16 protein-coding genes, 1 tRNA gene and 1 pseudogene are annotated in these 17,645 nt (G+C 36.4%); 13 read left to right on the top strand and 5 right to left on the bottom strand.

Features of this window, described 5'->3' with window-relative positions:
- The 4 genes from AC3WTI_RS11785 to odhA form a co-directional block, all read right to left on the bottom strand.
- Positions 1–1,950 (bottom strand): TOMM precursor leader peptide-binding protein, encoded by a 1,950-nt coding sequence (locus AC3WTI_RS11785; RefSeq protein ID WP_087957841.1) that lies wholly within the window; start codon positions 1,948–1,950, stop codon positions 1–3.
- Complete coding sequence (locus AC3WTI_RS11780; protein ID WP_097840658.1) at positions 1,947–3,866, bottom strand: putative thiazole-containing bacteriocin maturation protein; 1,920 nt, start codon at positions 3,864–3,866, stop codon at positions 1,947–1,949. Before AC3WTI_RS11780 ends, AC3WTI_RS11785 begins: the two co-directional genes overlap by 4 nt.
- Positions 3,867–3,991: 125 nt before the next feature.
- Complete coding sequence (odhB, locus tag AC3WTI_RS11775; RefSeq protein WP_087957845.1) at positions 3,992–5,251, bottom strand: 2-oxoglutarate dehydrogenase complex dihydrolipoyllysine-residue succinyltransferase; 1,260 nt, start codon at positions 5,249–5,251, stop codon at positions 3,992–3,994.
- Between the two features lie 133 nt (positions 5,252–5,384).
- On the bottom strand, positions 5,385–8,252 hold the full coding sequence (odhA, locus tag AC3WTI_RS11770) for a 2-oxoglutarate dehydrogenase E1 component (protein ID WP_097840657.1): 2,868 nt from the start codon (positions 8,250–8,252) through the stop codon (positions 5,385–5,387).
- 825 nt (positions 8,253–9,077) lie between these two features.
- On the opposite strand from odhA, the gene AC3WTI_RS11765 reads away from it, so the two are divergent.
- The 10 genes and pseudogenes from AC3WTI_RS11765 (at position 9,078) to AC3WTI_RS11720 (ending at position 13,484) form a co-directional block, all read left to right on the top strand.
- A complete protein-coding gene (locus AC3WTI_RS11765; protein ID WP_097840656.1) occupies positions 9,078–9,293 on the top strand; it encodes a helix-turn-helix transcriptional regulator in 216 nt (71 codons plus the stop codon).
- Positions 9,290–9,667, top strand: coding sequence for a permease (locus AC3WTI_RS11760; RefSeq protein WP_087957851.1), 378 nt, complete (start codon positions 9,290–9,292; stop codon positions 9,665–9,667). The genes AC3WTI_RS11765 and AC3WTI_RS11760 overlap by 4 nt, the downstream gene beginning before the upstream one ends.
- Positions 9,668–9,695: 28 nt before the next feature.
- Positions 9,696–9,878, top strand: coding sequence for a DUF3976 domain-containing protein (locus tag AC3WTI_RS11755; RefSeq protein WP_001178300.1), 183 nt, complete (start codon positions 9,696–9,698; stop codon positions 9,876–9,878).
- 124 nt (positions 9,879–10,002) lie between these two features.
- Positions 10,003–10,362 carry a hypothetical protein gene (locus tag AC3WTI_RS11750; protein WP_087957853.1) on the top strand — a complete coding sequence of 120 codons (360 nt, stop codon included), beginning with the start codon at positions 10,003–10,005 and terminating at the stop codon, positions 10,360–10,362.
- A gap of 18 nt (positions 10,363–10,380) precedes the next feature.
- A pseudogene (locus AC3WTI_RS11745) lies at positions 10,381–10,649 on the top strand (hypothetical protein).
- Positions 10,650–10,856: 207 nt separating this feature from the next.
- Positions 10,857–11,453 (top strand): hypothetical protein, encoded by a 597-nt coding sequence (locus AC3WTI_RS11740; RefSeq protein WP_142286619.1) that lies wholly within the window; start codon positions 10,857–10,859, stop codon positions 11,451–11,453.
- Positions 11,454–11,899: 446 nt separating this feature from the next.
- Positions 11,900–12,769: a WXG100 family type VII secretion target gene (locus tag AC3WTI_RS11735; protein ID WP_087957859.1), complete on the top strand. Its 870-nt coding sequence runs from the start codon at positions 11,900–11,902 to the stop codon at positions 12,767–12,769.
- Between the two features lie 16 nt (positions 12,770–12,785).
- Positions 12,786–12,977, top strand: coding sequence for a hypothetical protein (locus AC3WTI_RS11730; protein WP_002075027.1), 192 nt, complete (start codon positions 12,786–12,788; stop codon positions 12,975–12,977).
- A 29-nt stretch (positions 12,978–13,006) separates the two neighbouring features.
- A complete protein-coding gene (locus AC3WTI_RS11725) occupies positions 13,007–13,255 on the top strand; it encodes a DUF4176 domain-containing protein (protein WP_000771627.1) in 249 nt (82 codons plus the stop codon).
- A gap of 40 nt (positions 13,256–13,295) precedes the next feature.
- Positions 13,296–13,484, top strand: a complete 189-nt coding sequence (locus AC3WTI_RS11720; RefSeq protein WP_097840655.1) for a hypothetical protein — start codon at positions 13,296–13,298, stop codon at positions 13,482–13,484.
- A 439-nt stretch (positions 13,485–13,923) separates the two neighbouring features.
- On the opposite strand, the gene AC3WTI_RS11715 is transcribed toward AC3WTI_RS11720, so the two are convergent.
- Positions 13,924–13,996: transfer RNA gene (locus tag AC3WTI_RS11715), tRNA-Val, on the bottom strand.
- A gap of 521 nt (positions 13,997–14,517) precedes the next feature.
- Between AC3WTI_RS11715 and AC3WTI_RS11710 the strand changes: the two genes are divergently transcribed.
- The 3 genes from AC3WTI_RS11710 (at position 14,518) to AC3WTI_RS11700 (ending at position 17,480) form a co-directional block, all read left to right on the top strand.
- Positions 14,518–15,063 carry a TRADD-N-associated membrane domain-containing protein gene (locus AC3WTI_RS11710; RefSeq protein WP_306615039.1) on the top strand — a complete coding sequence of 182 codons (546 nt, stop codon included), beginning with the start codon at positions 14,518–14,520 and terminating at the stop codon, positions 15,061–15,063.
- 375 nt (positions 15,064–15,438) lie between these two features.
- The gene (locus tag AC3WTI_RS11705) at positions 15,439–16,254 is read left to right on the top strand and encodes a hypothetical protein (protein ID WP_097840653.1); all 816 of its coding nucleotides are present in this window, start codon (positions 15,439–15,441) and stop codon (positions 16,252–16,254) included.
- Positions 16,255–16,907: 653 nt separating this feature from the next.
- Positions 16,908–17,480 carry a recombinase family protein gene (locus tag AC3WTI_RS11700; RefSeq protein WP_097840652.1) on the top strand — a complete coding sequence of 191 codons (573 nt, stop codon included), beginning with the start codon at positions 16,908–16,910 and terminating at the stop codon, positions 17,478–17,480.
- The last annotated feature ends 165 nt before the right edge of the window (positions 17,481–17,645 follow it).

Genomic DNA, 17,645 nt, shown 5'->3' with positions numbered 1-17,645 from the left:
CTATGGAAACGGATGCGGATGTGGATTTAATTGTTCATTCGTTAAAGGTTCATTTGTATATCCAAGTGTCATCGGCACAGTATACACTCTATCCAGTCCTGTAACCCGAGTGAGATGGTGGCCGAACGTCATCGGTAGCATGCCTGGAATAATGACTTTTACGCAATGTAATCCGTTTTTTTCTATGAGAGGTACTGTTTGATCTACAACGATTACGTCAAGTCCAGATTGCTCTAGACGATTTAAAAGTTGATGAAGATCGGATGTTAAATCTAGATCAACCGATTGTAATGCATTCATTTCTTGAAACGATTGCACTGGTGCATCGTCACGTAAAAGGAAGTGAAGACGTTCTTCCGCTTCTTTTAATCCGTACAGCATACTATGGTCTTCCATTTTACTTACGAGATAAGGGTCTTGTAAGCAGTTTTCGTAGTGCTCTCTTTTTTGTTCGAGTTCATCGTCTGTTATAAGTAACATGCCTGCTATTTCGTGAATGGCACTCTTTAAAGCGCGGACTGGGTCTAAATGAGAGCCTCCAGCACAAACAACGTTCATTCCATTTTCACGCGTATTTTTCGCAATTACCCATAAGCTTGGGATGCCGTGTTCCATCGTTGCGTTAAAAGCATACAATTCATAACCGGTAATCGTGTACAGCCGCTGAATCATTAATTGTAATTCCGTATCATTTGCCGAACTAAGATCAAGGCGGGGAAGAGGTAGTTCGGTATACCAAGTGAGTAAAAAGGCGTCACGTTCTACAATTTCTAAAATGCCGTGAAAAATTGCTTCTTCTAAACTACCACCAATAGCACATCCATTTGATGTTTCATATACGTAAGCATCTCGATGACCGAGGCTATAATAAGCGATTGATTCAGGAACTAAAATTGGCTGATTTTGTAGTAAAGAGTATCCCCATACCCAGTTTTGTTCATAGTCAGGATCAAATGCTTTAAACGGAAAACTATCACGATTGTAATGTTCATTTGTATGTACACCGAGCGAGAGTGGATTTAGTGCATAATCCTCTAAATCATGAAAACTACCATGCACATTCGTCTTTTTTCCTCGAGGTGACATACCACAATATCGTTCTAAACCTTCTAAAATAGCAGTTGCTTCACTTATTGCAAATGAAAGAGTTCGACCTGCAACTCCTTCATTTCCAAACATTAATGGCATGTTTATAATAACGTCAGCAAACGGTAATAAAGAATGTTGCATTTTTCCGTTCAACATACCGACGCGGTAATCTAAATAATCTCTCGTTAAAAATGTGTTTAGTTCATGAATGGAACGACAGCGATATGTTGTATCACTTGTTTTTAAGCTCGGTTGTAATGAAATCACAGCTGCATCTGCTGTGTCATCAGGCAAATTGCTACATACAGGGCAGAGCGGATCTGGAAGAAAAGAATGCCGCGTACATTGCAGTGTTTGTAAGTTTAGTAAAATGAGTTCATTTTCTAAAGAAGAATGGTCATGAGCTAATATCTTCTCTGTTTCTGCGCAAATAAGATGGCACATTTGTAACATGCCATTTTGGGTGGCACGCACATCACGCCTCGTTACGTTATCTTCTTTTACCGCGTATTTTCGCTGTAGCTCCCACATTTCTTTTTGATCAAAGCCAGCGATAAAGCGTCGTCCATCGGCACAATGGGTACATCCAGTTGCAAGAGGATGAATGTAAGGACCGATAATACCTTCACCAAATGAAGTAAACCCGCGTAACCACGGAATTTGATTGGAACGGAAAATTAGCTCCGCATCATGATGAATAGCAGAAGGAGAGCCATCGTGTAATACGAGAGCGAGTTGAATATTTTCAGGGAGTTCGTCTGTAATAGTATGTTGGCGAATGATGGGAAATTGTTCGCTTAATTGATTGTGTACATAGTCTGCAAGTAAGCCATCTCCTATAAGCAATATATTTTGAGTCATAGACTATCCTCCTTTGCAATTAATACCCCGTACACACCATCTAAGTTTTCTTTCAAAAAAGGTTCAATTGCTAAATCAAACACGAATGGATAAAAATTATGTTCTTCTAAATGTTGTAAGGCAAGCTGTACTGATTGCGTGCTTGGAATTTCTTCTTCTGCTTGTATTTCTAACCTAAAAGAATCCGTGTCATATAAAATAATAGAGGATTCAGGCAAGATATTAGCTCTGTAAGGAGTCTCTTCATTTTGAATGTGAAGAAGTGATAGTTGTAGTGCGTTTCGTAACGCTAACGTCGTATTAATATTAGACGCACCGTACCATCGATCATTTATACCGACCCAAACGACTGGAAAGCTGAGAATCTCTTCACTTACTGCTATTTTAGGTGTTTCATGAATTGTAGCGAGAGCATCGTAATAAAATCTACAATGTTTATCATGAATTTCGGTTAAGTCGACCGTCGTAATTTCTTCTAGCATATGTGATTGCCGTTCATACAATTTATTATTTAAATGTTGTTGTAATGCCCGGTATACACCTTCTGTCATCGTTTCCCCAGTGCCAATACCGATATCGTTATGTTCAGGGATAAGGCGGTGCATAATTTCTGCTACGTATGTTTCAATTCCTGCTAAACCAGCTTCTCGGCGCGCTTCATTATGAGTTAAACCAGTGCAAGTCATAAGAGGCAAGAGGGAAGCAGGACCATCTGATAGTGGTGAAGCTACTTGAATATGGCATTGTGATAACGGTAATTGATATAAATCTTGTTCATCACATATATGGAATATCCCCGCTTCTTTAGAAGTTAATGAATCGAAAAAACGGAATAAATCAGTTGAAGTATGTTGGCTGGACCGATGCTCAAGTTGTTCAGAAAGATTTTCTATCGTATCAATTGTAAAACTTTCATCAGTTGCGAGAGGGTGTTTTATAAAAGGATGCCACGTTCCTTCGAGTGTTTCATAGTTTAATAAAAAGAATTGTGGATTCTTTTCCCGATGTGAATCATCAGCAACATGTTTAAATAATTCAAAAACGATTATATTTGCTAACATTGCAGAGGTAATAGGTGAAAAGGATGCTACTGAATGTTCATTTTGTAAAGTTGTTTCATGTAGCCGATGCCATGCGGACTCCCAGCATTCTTCACGATTCGCTGTTACGACAGGGCCAGCTATACCAAGTGTTGATAAACAGACGGCTGGTATGAAATTCTTTCCTATTTCTCTACAAATCGTATGAACTGTTCTTAAACCTCCAATATCTTCATTTTGAGAAACGTACAAAATCCAGTCGAAAGGCTCGAACACTTCATGAAGGGGACGATCAATTGTTGTATCTATTTCTTGAACAAGTACAGTATCGTCTACTTCATGTGCAAGTGCGATTTGCTCATAAATGCGTTCGTAATTCGTATCCTCGTAATCCGTCACAAGGTAATGAAAGGTAGGTAATCCGGATTCTAATAAAGAAGAAACTAAGGAAGTAAGCATATCTCCAGAACCAACTATAAGGACATTTGCCGCGCGATACGTTTCAAATTTTAAAGCGCCTGAATGAGAATCTGCTTCTAAAAATTCAATTTGCGACGCATACCTGTCGAGTAACACGCTGTTTAATTCATGAGGTGCGTCTTGACTTACATCACGGACAAACCCATTTGTATATAAAATCTCTCCAATTTCAAACACACGATTTTGATAGGGAAGAGGGAGACCATCCGTTATTTCTGCTAAAGAATAATTACCGTTAAACATGGGCATTAATTTTTCAATCCAGTTATAAATTCCGTCACCGTCCATACGAAATGAACTGGCGTTATTTCGAAAATAGACACCCCCGTTTGAGTCGGGGAGGAAGAAGGTATCTTTATTTGCCTTAAGTTTTGCATGAATTGGAAGGGTACTCATTTTAATCCTCCTTACGTTTTAGGCATACATTATTAGCATATGTCATGCGATTTGTCCCGTATGAATGCAAGAAAAAAAGGCTGTAGAATGATTCATTCTACAGCCTTTAATAGATTACTAATCTATCAACCTTCTAATAATAATGATTTTGGATCTTCAAGCATATCTTTAACAGCAACAAGGAAGCTAACTGCTTCTTTACCATCAACGATACGGTGATCGTAAGATAAAGCGATGTACATCATTGGACGGTTTTCCATACGTTCTGCATCAATTGCAACAGGACGTACTTGGATTTTGTGCATTCCTAAAATACCAACTTGCGGGCTGTTTAGGATCGGTGTTGACATTAGAGAACCGAACACACCACCGTTTGTAATTGTGAATGTACCACCTTGTAGTTCTTTTAATGAAAGTTTGTTGTCACGTGCTTTCATACCTAAATTACGAATTTCGCTTTCGATTTCAGCGAAGTTTAATTGGTTCGCATCGCGCACAACTGGAACAACTAATCCATCTGGAGCTGCTACTGCAATACCGATATCATAGAATTTTTTAATGATAAGCTCGTCGCCTTGAATTTCAGCATTTAATAATGGGAATTGTTTTAATGCTGCAACAACTGCTTTTGTGAAGAATGACATGAAACCAAGACGTACATCATGTTTTTTCTCGAAAGCGTCTTTACGCTCTTTACGTAATTCCATGATTGCAGTCATATCAACTTCGTTAAATGTTGTTAACATTGCAGATGTTTGTTGAACTTCTACAAGGCGTTTTGCAATTGTTTGACGGCGGCGGGACATTTTCACGCGCTCAACTGGTTTTTCGAATTCCGTTTTTGCAACTGGAGCAGGAGCTGGACTTTTTGGAGCAGCTGGTGCTTCTTTTGGTGCTGCAGCATGAGCTTGTACATCGTGTGGTCTCACACGTCCAAGTGGATCTGTGCTACGTACGTCATTTAAGTCGATTCCTAATTCACGAGCCATTTTTCTAGCAGCTGGTGATGCGATTGGACGGTTCGTATTTGGTAAACCTTGTAGAGTTGCAGTTTGCTCAGCAGCTGGTGCCGCAGCTTTCGGTGCTTCAGCCGTTTCTTGTTTTGGTTGCTCAGCTACTGGTGCAGGTGTACTTACTGCAACTGGTGCTCCGTTTGCATCTAAAATTGCGATAGTTGCGCCAACTTCAACTGTATCCCCAGGTTCGCCTAGTAATTTCGATACAATACCTGAATCTTCAGCAATGATTTCTACATTGACTTTATCAGTTTCAAGCTCAACAACGCTGCCACCTTTCTCAACTTTGTCGCCTACGTTGATAAGCCATTGTGAGATAGTTCCTTCAGTAATAGATTCTGCAAGCTCAGGTACTTTAATTTCGATCATTTTAAATGTCCTCCCCTTATTTGCCTAACGGTGTGTTTTTTCTTCTTTTGTCTTCGGTAATCTCCATTTGTTAACCTGCCCCCGGGCAGATATTCTGCCCGGGGAACAAGCTAGAAACCTTCATTGTTACTTTTTAGTTGCTGTAAACTTCAATTTCTTGTTTATCTTGACGGAAGTTATACTTCACGTCTAAAGCGTGTGCAACAATTAGCTCTTGCTCAGCTTTGTGAGCGAATGGATCGCCACCAGATGGGCTAGAGCGATCTGGGCGTCCAATGTAACCTGTTTTCACTTTGTCTCCAGCTAGTTCGAACAGAATTGGAGCCATGTAATGCCATGCGCCCATATTACGAGGTTCTTCTTGAACCCAAATAATTTCTTCTAAGTTTTTAAAGCGTTTAATAATAGATTGAACTTTCTCAGCAGGGAATGGGTACAGCTGTTCAATACGAACGACATGAACTTCATCTAAGTTGTACTCATGTTTACCAGACTCAATTTCTGCAGCTAAGTCAATCGCCATTTTACCTGTGCTTAAAACAAGACGTTTTACTTTGTTCGGTTTTGTGCCAAGGTTTTCTTGTTCTAGAGCAGGTTGGAAACGTCCTTCGCTTAACTGACTAGCAGTTGAAAGCGTAAGTGGGTGACGTAATAAACTCTTCGGCGTCATCAATACTAATGGTCGAACAGCTTCTGTTCCTAAGATAGATGCTTGACGACGTAAAATATGGAAGTATTGTGCCGCGCTCGTTAAGTTTGCAACTGTCCAGTTATTCTCAGCAGCTAACTGTAAGAAACGCTCTGGACGTGCACTAGAGTGCTCTGGTCCTTGACCTTCATAACCGTGTGGTAATAGAAGAACTAAACCAGATTTTTGACCCCATTTTGCTCTTCCAGCTGAAACATATTGATCAAATAATGCTTGCGCAGTATTTGAGAAGTCACCATATTGTGCTTCCCACATAACAAGAGTTTCTGGAGCGAATACGTTATAACCATACTCGTAACCAACAACAGCGGCCTCTGATAACGGACTGTTATGAACAGAGAATGAAGCGTTAATGTTTGGTAAGCGGTGTAATGGTGAATATGTTTCATTTGTATCAGTATCGTGTAATACGATATGACGGTGCGCGAATGTACCACGCTGTGAATCTTGACCAGTTAAACGAATTGGCGTACCTTCTTGTAAAATAGAAGCGAATGCTAATGACTCAGCAAGTGCCCATTCAATTTTACCGTTCTCTTCAAGAGCATCTTTACGGCGCTCAAGAATTTTCTTCACTTTCGGATATACGTTAAAGCCTTCTGGCCAAGATAGTAGACCTTCATTAATTGCACGAAGTGAGTCAAGCTCAATACCAGTATCAATTGGCTGAATGCCTTTTGCAACAACATCTGGTACTTTAACGTGAATTGTTGCATCGCTCGTATCAGCTGGTGGTACTTGTGCATAATCAGACTTTAATTGTTCTTGTATAAACTGTGTAATCGTTTCAACCTCATCTGCGTTTAGAACGCCAGCAGTTTGTAATTGATCTGCATAAATTGCTCTTACAGTTGGGTGATTTTTAATCTTTTTGTACACTTGTGGTTGTGTAACTGCTGGGTCATCCATTTCGTTATGACCGTAGCGGCGGTAACCAATTAAGTCGATTAAGAAATCTTTCTTGAACAATGTGCGATATTGAATCGCAAGGTTAGCAGCAGCAAGACAAGCTTCTGGATCATCAGCGTTCACGTGAACAATCGGAATATCGAAACCTTTTGCAAGGTCACTTGAATATTTCGTAGAACGAGAATCATAGCTATCAGTCGTAAAACCAACTGCATTGTTTGCGATAACATGAATTGTTCCGCCCGTTTGGTACGCGTTCAATCTGCTTAAGTTCAACGTTTCAGATACAATACCTTGACCAGGGAATGCAGCATCACCATGAACTAAAATTACGAATGATTTTGAAGTATCTTGTTCTGGAAGACCAGACTTTTTACGATTTTCTTGAGCCGCACGTGCGAAACCTTCTACAACAGGGTTAACGAACTCAAGGTGACTCGGGTTATTTGCTAATGTAACGCGCGTACTAACTTCTTCATTACCAACGACTTGTTCTCTACCTAAATGGTATTTTACGTCGCCAGTCCAGCCAGAATTAGCTACTGCGCCTTCTATTTTTGCATGTTTGAACTCAGCAAACATGTGACTATATGGTTTTTCTAATACGTGTGCAAGTACGCTTAAACGACCGCGGTGAGCCATACCAATCATGACATCTTCTACGCCGCTTTTAGCACCTTCTAGCACAATCTCATCTAGAACAGGTACAAGCATATCAACGCCCTCGATAGAGAAACGCTTTTGCCCAACGAATGTTTTATGCAAGAATTGCTCGAAACCTTCAACAGCTGTTAAACGTTTTAATAGAGCAGTTCGTTTTTTATTTGATAGTGGTTGACGCAATGAATTTGATTCCACCATTTGATGCAACCACGCGCGTTCTTCACTATCTTGTATATGAGAAAATTCATAAGCTAAAGATTTTGTATAAACGTCTTTTAATCTATGAATTACATCAAGTGCAGTGTGAATACCTTCTGGTGCATCTTGCCATACTGTCTTCGCTGGAATCGCTTTCAAGTCAGCATCGCTCAATTCGTTTATTGCTTTCTCAAGAAGAGATTGTCCATTTGCAGCATCTTCCATCGGATTGATGTGAGCCAACGTATGCCCGAAAGAACGAATCTGTTCAACAAGCTGAACGACTTTAAGAATTTTTTCAATGTTCCCTGTGTTTTGAGGAGAAAAATATGTTGCTGTGTTGTCCCCTGTTACGACATCATCTTGAAACGAAGGAGCTCCAAAAATTTCAAAAAGCTCTTGTAATTCCGGATCAACAGAACCTGCTCCAGTTACGTAAAGATCATACTGTTCAATAACATAACCAAGGTTCGGACCGTGGAACTTGGCCCAAGGGTTTGTCGTTGTATTCTTCCTCGTCATTTGTTTAAACCTCCCAATGCATATAATCCTTTTTCCATACAAAAAGGTGCATTTTGCTCTTTTCAATAATTGATGAACCAATAATCAATGTAAATGTTTTCTTTACTCTTATGTTATTACAATAATTTACATAATACCAAACACTATTACTTATCTGTTTTGTAAAAAAACATTCACAATAACTTATCACCCAAGTTAATCTTTCATGTTATAAAGTAATTTTACAGAAAAATAGGGTGGATATATTTGGTATACCTATACGAATAACTAAAAGTGTTGCATGTAAATATAAGTATAATAGTTAGAATGTTTCGATAAAAAAGAGTTCGAATTATGTATATTGAAATAATAAGCGCTTTCATTGATATTATACAACAATATAACGGAATATAGTATAAAAAATAAAAAATTATGAATTTATCGTAAACTTCATTTAGATAGTGTTAAATATCGAAAGGAAAGTGAAGGATTTCTATAAAAAAAGTTGCTAAACATAAAAAATGCTTCATAAACAGTTAGTTTCTATAAATATGACGAAAAACACGGTAAAACGAGTAACGGATTTCGTGGAATAAAGAGATAAATAAAATGTTTTAAAAGGATAAAACAAATATGGAGATATTAAATTTTAAAAAAAGAGAGGAGGAGATATAGTAACGGTTACTTACAGTGTTCCGCGTTTCGTTTCAAAATAGACGTGTTGAAATTGAAAAAGTTTCTTCTATATAAATAGAGTGAAGAATGAATAAAACGGGTGTAAAGGAAGCTTGACGTAAAGGTTGCTTTACATATATACTCAGTGTAAGAAAGGAGGGAGAAATTTCCTTGGAAAATAAAATGGTCGAATACCGAAAAAAATTTGGACTATCTCAAGAAAAATTGGCTGAGAAACTTGGAGTTTCCAGACAAACCATCATTTCAATTGAAAAAGGAAAATATGATCCATCACTTCCGTTAGCATTTGAAATCGCGAAAACATTTCAGACAACGATAGAACATGTATTCATTTATGAAGGAAAAGAAGGGGAGGGAAAGGGATGAATTATTCACAAAAGTACTTCGTTATTATGGGAATTATCTTTCTATTTATGAGTGGGTTTATGATACTAACAGGGATAATGACGCATTCTGCACCACCACCAGCAACTTATCCATTGCTTGGGATGATGATTATGAGTTTCTGCCTAAGTTATTTACAACCGCAATTTAAAGAAAAAGATGAGCGAATGAAACTTATTCGTTATAAAGGAATGTTTGTGACATTTTTTGCATTAATAGCGTATTATCTTCTTTTCTCTTTCGGTTTAAACTTGAAAATACTTACACTATCCGCTACTGAACTATTGAACATACTAATGGCACTTACGATGAGTACAGTTTTTATCTCATTTGTTGTTTTATCGAAAAGATATTAAGATGGAAGAGAGAAAGGAAGATTAACATATGCAAATGATGTATGCTTTTGGCATTGGGCTTGTATTATTTTTAGCCGTATTCTTATTTATTCGGAAAGACGTTCAAGGCGGGACGTTAACAAAACGAGGCTTTTATAAAATGATCGGCTGTTTAGTTGTTATGTTTATAGCGATTATCGTAATGATCGTTTTAATAAATCAGTCACTATAAAATGAACCTTACTTGAGTAAGGTTTTTCTTTTTGCGTAAAACCCGAAAATTCCTACGATATCCATTTACTACATATAATGGATATTATATAATTTAATAAAATGATAGATAGGGAGCATATTATATGAATAAAAAAACTATCTTCTTTTTATTAGCATGTCTACTACTTATAGCTAGTATTACTTATATAATATGTAACAAACGAGAACCAGTGCCACCTATGTTAGTATGGGAAGGTCAGGAATACTATGTAACGCATGAACCTGCCGAAGCTGAAAAAGTTGGGCAAAGGCTTGGAGAAGTAATAAAGAAAATCGAAACAAGTAAAAAGCCTACTAAAAACAGTGAATCCAACATAGTACAAGAAAAAACAGAAGTATTTACAATGATAGAAGAAGAAAAACATCCTCACTCACCTTTAATCATAAAGGAGCCTTATAGTGACGAATATAGAGTAGTAAGACCGATGTTACAAGTACTATAAAGTGAAGGGGAGACTCATATGCAGACAGTAACTTCATATCCATGGTCGTTAAGAAAAATGTTTGTTTTTTTCTTTGCTTCATCCTTCCGCCAATCGGTGCAATTTATATTTTGATGAATCGAGAGTCGCTACAAAAGAGAGACTTCATTTTATATGTATTATTTGCTGCTATTAATATATCGCTTTGGTTATCGCTTATGATCTTTGATCGGACTATGTGGATGGTAGCGGGGCATTATGTGCTTGGAGCAATTGTAATTGTATTTTCGAAAATGAATAAGGGATAAGCCAGCAATCTTAAAGTTGCTGGTTTTTGTTTTGGTATTTATACAGATTGATTGAAGGTGCCGTGTAGGAATGCTACAAGGTTCTTTATCTTTTGGGAATGAATAGAAAATGAATCATATAAATGCTATACTAAAAAATGTTTGTAATGTCAGTTTCATACTATTATATAGTGATGACTTACTAGAAAATATAAGAGGAGAATGAACGTGCAAAAGATACAAAAATTATTGCTGTTAATGATGGTAGTAGGATTAACAGTAGGTGTTTTAGCAGGGTGTGCAAACCCGAAAGATACGACAGAAGAATTTTTAACTGCGATACAAAAAGGTGATGTAGAAAAGGCTCGTACATTTGTTGAGAGTGACAAAGAATTTAATAAACTAAATGAAAAAACAGATGATGCTGAGGCAAAAGCAATGCTGAGTGCGATTACGAAAAACTTTAAATTTGAAAAGCCAGAAGAAGTGTCGAAAAAGGATGACAAAGCAGAAGTGAAAGTGAAAATTACATCTGCTGATCTATCCGTTGCTGTAACAAAAGCAGTGGGAGAAGTTATGCCAATGGCTTTCGCTAGTGCTTTTAGCGAAGACAAGGAGCAGTCTGAAAAAGCAATCGAAAAAACGATGACATCAGCAATCGTCAAACACTTATCAGATAAAGATGCAATCATGGCAACTCGCGAAGTTACATTGAACTTAAAGAAAAACAAAGATGGCGACTATAAAATCATTGCAGATGATAACTTGAAAGAAGTATTGTTTGCTAATGCGAAGTCTTTGGAGAAGATGTTTGGTGGGAAGTGATTAGCTTAGATAAAAAAAGAGAAACCATATCACGTAGAAAGTTGATATGGTTTCTCTTTTTTATGACCCTGGAGAGGCTCGAACTCAGAATCACCATCAACAATCTTTCATGGTTATAGCAGATGATAGGGGATGAAAGTTGTTGTAGCTCCGTTCCATAGAGATACTATACAGGAAACAGTTGATAGGCATACCTCTTTAGTTTTATCTAGAAAAATAGGATGGGGGTAAGTCTACATATTTAATAGTAGAAATAATTTCGTAGAATGGGACTAGATGATCTTATTGAGTTAGCGCGAATGCATAAGTTATAAATTCAAGTGCCATAAGGGGAAACCTGAGGAGAAAAAGACTTCGAAGTTTTAAGATTATATAAAATATTCATAGTTGCGAAAACCCTATTGTGGTAAAATATTCTATATGAAAATTAAAAAGGGGAAAGGCTTATGGATTTAATCAAAGTTACTCCAGAACGTTTGGAGCAATCTGCTAAGTTGGTACAAGATATAAAACAAACTTTAGACAATATGCACAAAGACCTTTATAACCAAACAGAATACATAGCGTCTCAGTGGACAGGTGCAACAAGTCAAAATTTCTATCAAATGTTTAATGAAGCTAAACCAAAGATTTTTGAAGTTAATAATCTATTGGATAAAATTTCAGAAGAACTCAAACATTCTGCTAAGAAATTTCGTGAAGCAGACCAAATGGATTATATGTTAGCAAAAGCAAAATCTCAAAATGATGTGGAGTATTTGCAAGGGAAAGCAGAATGGAAAGAAGGAGACCGATTTGGTGGGACGTTAGAGGGAGCAGTGGTAGAAGCAAAGAATAGTGTAGGAACAAATGGGGAATTGACAATGAAAGCCTTATCTGGGAAAGTGGATTTAAATATTCCTTATTCTTTTGATGCTGCTAAAGATGATTTATTTGCAGGGAATATTATTGGTGGAAAGATAGAGGGGTCAGTTTTAGAAAACGAATATAGCACAAAAGTTCCTATATTTACTCCTGCAGGTTTTGAAATGAAGGATATCAAAATTACTCAAAAGTTCGGTGAAGGAAACTTTGCGTATGGTGTGGATGAATATACACTAAAAAATGCAGCGGAAGTTACTACTAATAAGTATGAAGTAGAGATGGAACTTTTTCATATCCCAGAATTTGTGCCTTTTATAGGAGATAAAGATGTCGTCGTAAAAGGGGAATTGGGTTTGGGAACATTTGGCTATGACTTTAAATTAGGAAAAGAAACGGGATTGTATGTTGGAGATGGTTATGGACTAGGTGGTACCATTAAATTTGAGGATTAAGAGAGGAGCATTTTATATGCAACCATTTAAGGCTGGAAAATATATTACATATGTCGCAATTGCTATATTTCTTGTAGTCGCTATTATGTCTCCTTATGAATTACCTAAAAAGATTGGCTTTATTATAGCTGTTCTTATTTTAGGAGCATGTGCACTTGGTACTAATAAACTTTACGAACGGATGTATAGTAAATTTAAAAATAAATAATACATAATATAAGAGGGGGGAATAAATCAATGAAACTTTTACCAATAGGAACAGTAGTAAAACTAGAAGGTGTAGAACCAATTATTATGATTATTGGAAGAATGATTGTATCAGCAGATAAACGTGATTTTGATTATGTGGGTGTTCCTTATCCAGTAGGCTATCTAGGTGATGAAAAAGTATTATGTTTTAATCATGATAAAATTGTAGAGGAAATGCATAGAGGGTATATGACTGAGAGTGAATTGGTTCTACGTGAGAAATTAGTAGAATTGTAAAAAGAAACGTAAATCTTAAAGATATGATAGGAGAAACAAAATGGGGAAGATAATGAGAATTATTGTAATTATTGGTATCCTTATTCCTCCAGCGTTAATGTGGAGTGCACCTGACATTCCTCTAAATGTTAAACTTCTGTTTACAGGTTTACAAATAACTGTAGGATTCATCGCAGTAGTAGTGTTAGAGGTAATATTTAGAAATCGAAAAAAGAAGAGGGCAAAATAGATATAAGATGTATAGACTGGCAGATAAGGATATTGGTGGTTAATCTTCTCAATAAAAGAAGCTAACAGAAGCAGGGAGAAATCCTTGCTTTATTTTTTGTATAGAATTACTAAGTAGAGCATCGTTAAATTAGGATATCTGAGGGGGATTATTGTAGGCGAAACTAGGGGGATCTGAGTTAAATAAACGGTAGTCTTAAGAGTTATCTAACTGATTTCAACGAGTGTAAAAACTATAATTTTAATTACTATACAAACTTAAGTAGCATTTTCTTTTCGGTCCTTTCTCAGTTTTATGGAAACAAACAAGAGGATGCCCCCTGAGCCAGCTGATTTGCTGACTAGAAGTAGTCCTCTTTTAACTTGTGGTGTCTGATGGAGACCTCCACAGTTTTAGCTTTTGAGAATACCCTCTCAAACCTTGATACTATTAGGTTTTATGACCCCGGAGAGGCTCGAACTCACGACTTCCACCCTGTCAAGGTGGCGCTCTCCCTGCTGAGCTACGGGATCGGCTATATAAGTAGGCTGACTCGTTGTGAACCACTTAAAATAGTATTTGTTGAGTAAAATTCTATAGTAGTTTGAATTATAAGTCAATAACAATGAGGAGCGACCCCCACAGATGTGACTTTTGGGTTAACGTTCTCAAGTTTATTGCTAATTAGTAGACTAGGTAGGCTTTGCTCCCTTGGGGATATTCAGAACTGGAAAATATTATCTGTTGAGTTAGGTTATGTTATAATAGAAAGATATATAAATGAAAGGAGGAGTTTAAGGTAAATACTGATCTACAACCGAATCAACGAAAATCTTTACTGGAAAATAGAAAAATAGATTTAAAGAAATGGATTGACTGGAATAAGAAAAGAAATATCCTTTTCTTTGTTTTAGGTATCGTGAATATCTGTGCATTGGTGTTTCTTGTATATAAAGCAGAAGATACGCTCAAAAAAAATAGTATTGGAATATATACAAAACCTACGTTATTTATCCTAATTTTATTTTTCATAGTCATGTTAGTGTATTGTGTTTTGCAACCTTTAAGTAGATCATTAACGGCGTTTAGAGTTGAACTCCAAGAAATAGAAAATGAGTTAGATTTATTAAGCATTTCTCATTCCTCATTAGAGGAAAGGTCGGAGAAGCTCTTTAAGCATCATCATCTTGAATTGAAGAGATACTATGATGAGAACCTAAAACAAAGCTCATGGATATTTGTTGTTGGTATAGTATGTATATTAATTGGTTTTGCAATAATTGGAATAACTTTGTATTTCTTAATTGCTAACAGTTCCAACGAGCTAGAAAACAAAATAATTGTAGCTTCGGTAGGAGCGATAGGAGCTATACTATCAAACTTTATTGCTGTAATTTACTTGAAGATGCATTCTGAGACTGTAAAAGCATTAACAGAGTTTCATAATCGTTTTGTGAACACGCATCATTTCTACTTTAGTAACTTCTTATTATCTAAGATTAAGAATGAAGATAAGAGAGAAGATGCATTTGTTGAGCTGGCTTTAAAGATTAATGGTATTTCTCCAAAAGCTCCAGCTCAGGGGGAAGAAAGTAAATAGGTATCACCTAAACACTGTTTGAATCTAAGCAGTGTTTTTTCTATGGGGTTAGACTATGGAAGATGACTATATAGTCCATCTCTTTTGCTTTCATTTTAAGAAGGTATAACTTACAGGTGGTACACAAGCTTCTGAGATTTGCTTGAAGGAGAGAGGATGTTACTCAGGTGAATGAAAGAACTATAGTCATATCAGTTGGTTATTGAGAATTAAAATCCAAAAGTTTGAACAACATCCAAATGTTTACGGACTGCTAACGCTTATTGATGTAGCGAAGTTTTGTTTTAACTGAGGTTTTTAGGTAGATTATGTTTGATATTGTAATAAAGCTAGTTTAATCTATGTAGTGAAATATTATAGAGGAGGAAATGATGGGTGAAAGGGTTCATTAAGAAATACTCAATAGTAATAATGATAATTTTAGCATTTATGATTGGCATAATTGTTAGTGGTATGTTTTTTAAAACGATACCAAGTAAAGATGAGGAGTTGAATAATGTTTATTATATATTTAGCACTGGTGCACAAACGATAGCTGGTTTAGTTGGATTTGTATTAGCTGCTTATACCTTCAATCATCAATTCATGTGGAACGTTAGAGAAAGTGATGATGGAAAAACAGAAATTATCGATGAAGCTATTAGTAAATATTATAATTACATACTGATATTATCAATTTCAACAGGAATAACATTAATTGCAGATTTATGTGTTTTACAGTTTAATGCAATCAAAACTACAGTAATAAAGCCGTGGGTTTACATGATAGTAGGTTCAATGAATGTGGCTATTATAATTGGTGCATTTGTAATTGCACTCTATATTATACGTCCTATTAATATAGAAGAGTGGGCGAAAAAAATGCTAGAAAAGCGTAATAAAAGAAAAGATGGTATTGAGTCTACTATTGATTCTTATCAATTTATTTCTAAGTATATTGAGTTAGAAAAATTATGTAGAGAGTATCTAAACAAAGATAGTGAATCTTCTTCAAGTGTTAGTTTAATGGCGATGGCTGGAAGGTTGCGTGAAAGAGCTGTTATTGATGTTACTACTTATCTGAAATTAGTAGAAGTTAGTAAATATCGAAATTTAGTTGTACATGGACATGTTTCTGAAGTGGATCAAGAAATGTATAGTAAACTGGATGAGTTATATCGCCTTATAGATGAACAGTTAAGAAAACATTAATAATAGCTATTGAATAAAAACGATTCTACAAGATAACACAGAGTATCGATGGAGTTATAGAAACTTTGGGTTTGCAACTTTGCGTGTTAAGATTTCCGATGAGATTGAAGTTACTAAAGAATTAAGAAATTGAAAATAACATCTTTTAAGTAGAGAAGTGGAAGGATTGTGCAGTTGTATCTTAGGGTTGCTATATCTTACATACACACGAGTAGGAAAAGGGGAGTATCTTTAGTTTAACTCTAGAGGTAAAACCCCCACCTCGATGTGGTCACTTTTCAGTACATCAACATAGGAACTATGAAGGGCATATAGCTCTACTTGAGAATACGAAATACCCTTAGGCTATACCCAGTTAGATACTATTCGTGTTGTTCCACCTCGTCTATACAAACAAGAAAGTAGAAACTTTATAGCCCTACCTCACTAGTTTTATTCACTGTAAACATACTGATAGTTATACCTTTGAGTCTATCCTAAGATTACATAAAACGATAGATAAGTGTAATCATTTAACTAGGGAAGCAAACCTTGCTGTTAAGCCTTTTTGGTGTTACATAAAATTATTACATAAAAGGTTACACAAAACCTTTACATTTAATAATCGCTCATGTTACATTAAAGGTACAATAAATGTAAGGGAGAGAAGCTTGATGAGAATCGCTTATGCTAGAGTTTCAACCGATGAGCAGTTACTTGATAGACAACTAGAAGCACTAAACAAGTACGGCTATGATAGATTAATCCAAGAGAAGTATACCGGGACTAAGAAAGACCGAGCAGGATTAACCCAGCTCATGGATACAGTACGAGAAGGTGATACTGTTATTGTAGAAGCGATTAGCAGACTAGGGAGAAACACTCTGGATATCCTTACAACTGTCGAAGAGTTAAATGCCATGGGTGTTACTTTCGTGTCACTAAAGGAAAACATGGATACTTCAACGCCAACTGGAAAAGCTATGTTCTCTATGATGGCAGTAATCAGCCAACTAGAAAGGGACTTAATAGCGGAGCGAACAAAAGAAGGATTAGTAAGCGCAAAGAAACGTGGAATTAAACTAGGTAGACCTCAACTAGACAATGACAAAATAAGAGTAGCCCTACAGATGTACGACTCAGGAGAATATTCTATCAAGGACATTGTTAGTCAAGTGGGGATCTCTCAAGGTAAGCTATATAAAGAGATCAATAAGAGAAAATTACAAGAAAGAACTACGAGATAAGTGACAATTAAGTTGCTACCTCGTGGTTTCTTTTTTATTTGTATACGAGTATGACTCCTGTAGATACATCTCTTGGGTATGCACCTAACAGTATTTTCTTGTGGATCTGATAAGTGAATACGTAAGCTGATACTTGTATGTACGGTTGAGGAGTGCCGGCTCATA

The organism is Bacillus sp. EB106-02-03-XG38 (assembly GCF_058792175.1).
This window is presented reverse-complemented; position numbering and strand designations above follow the sequence as displayed.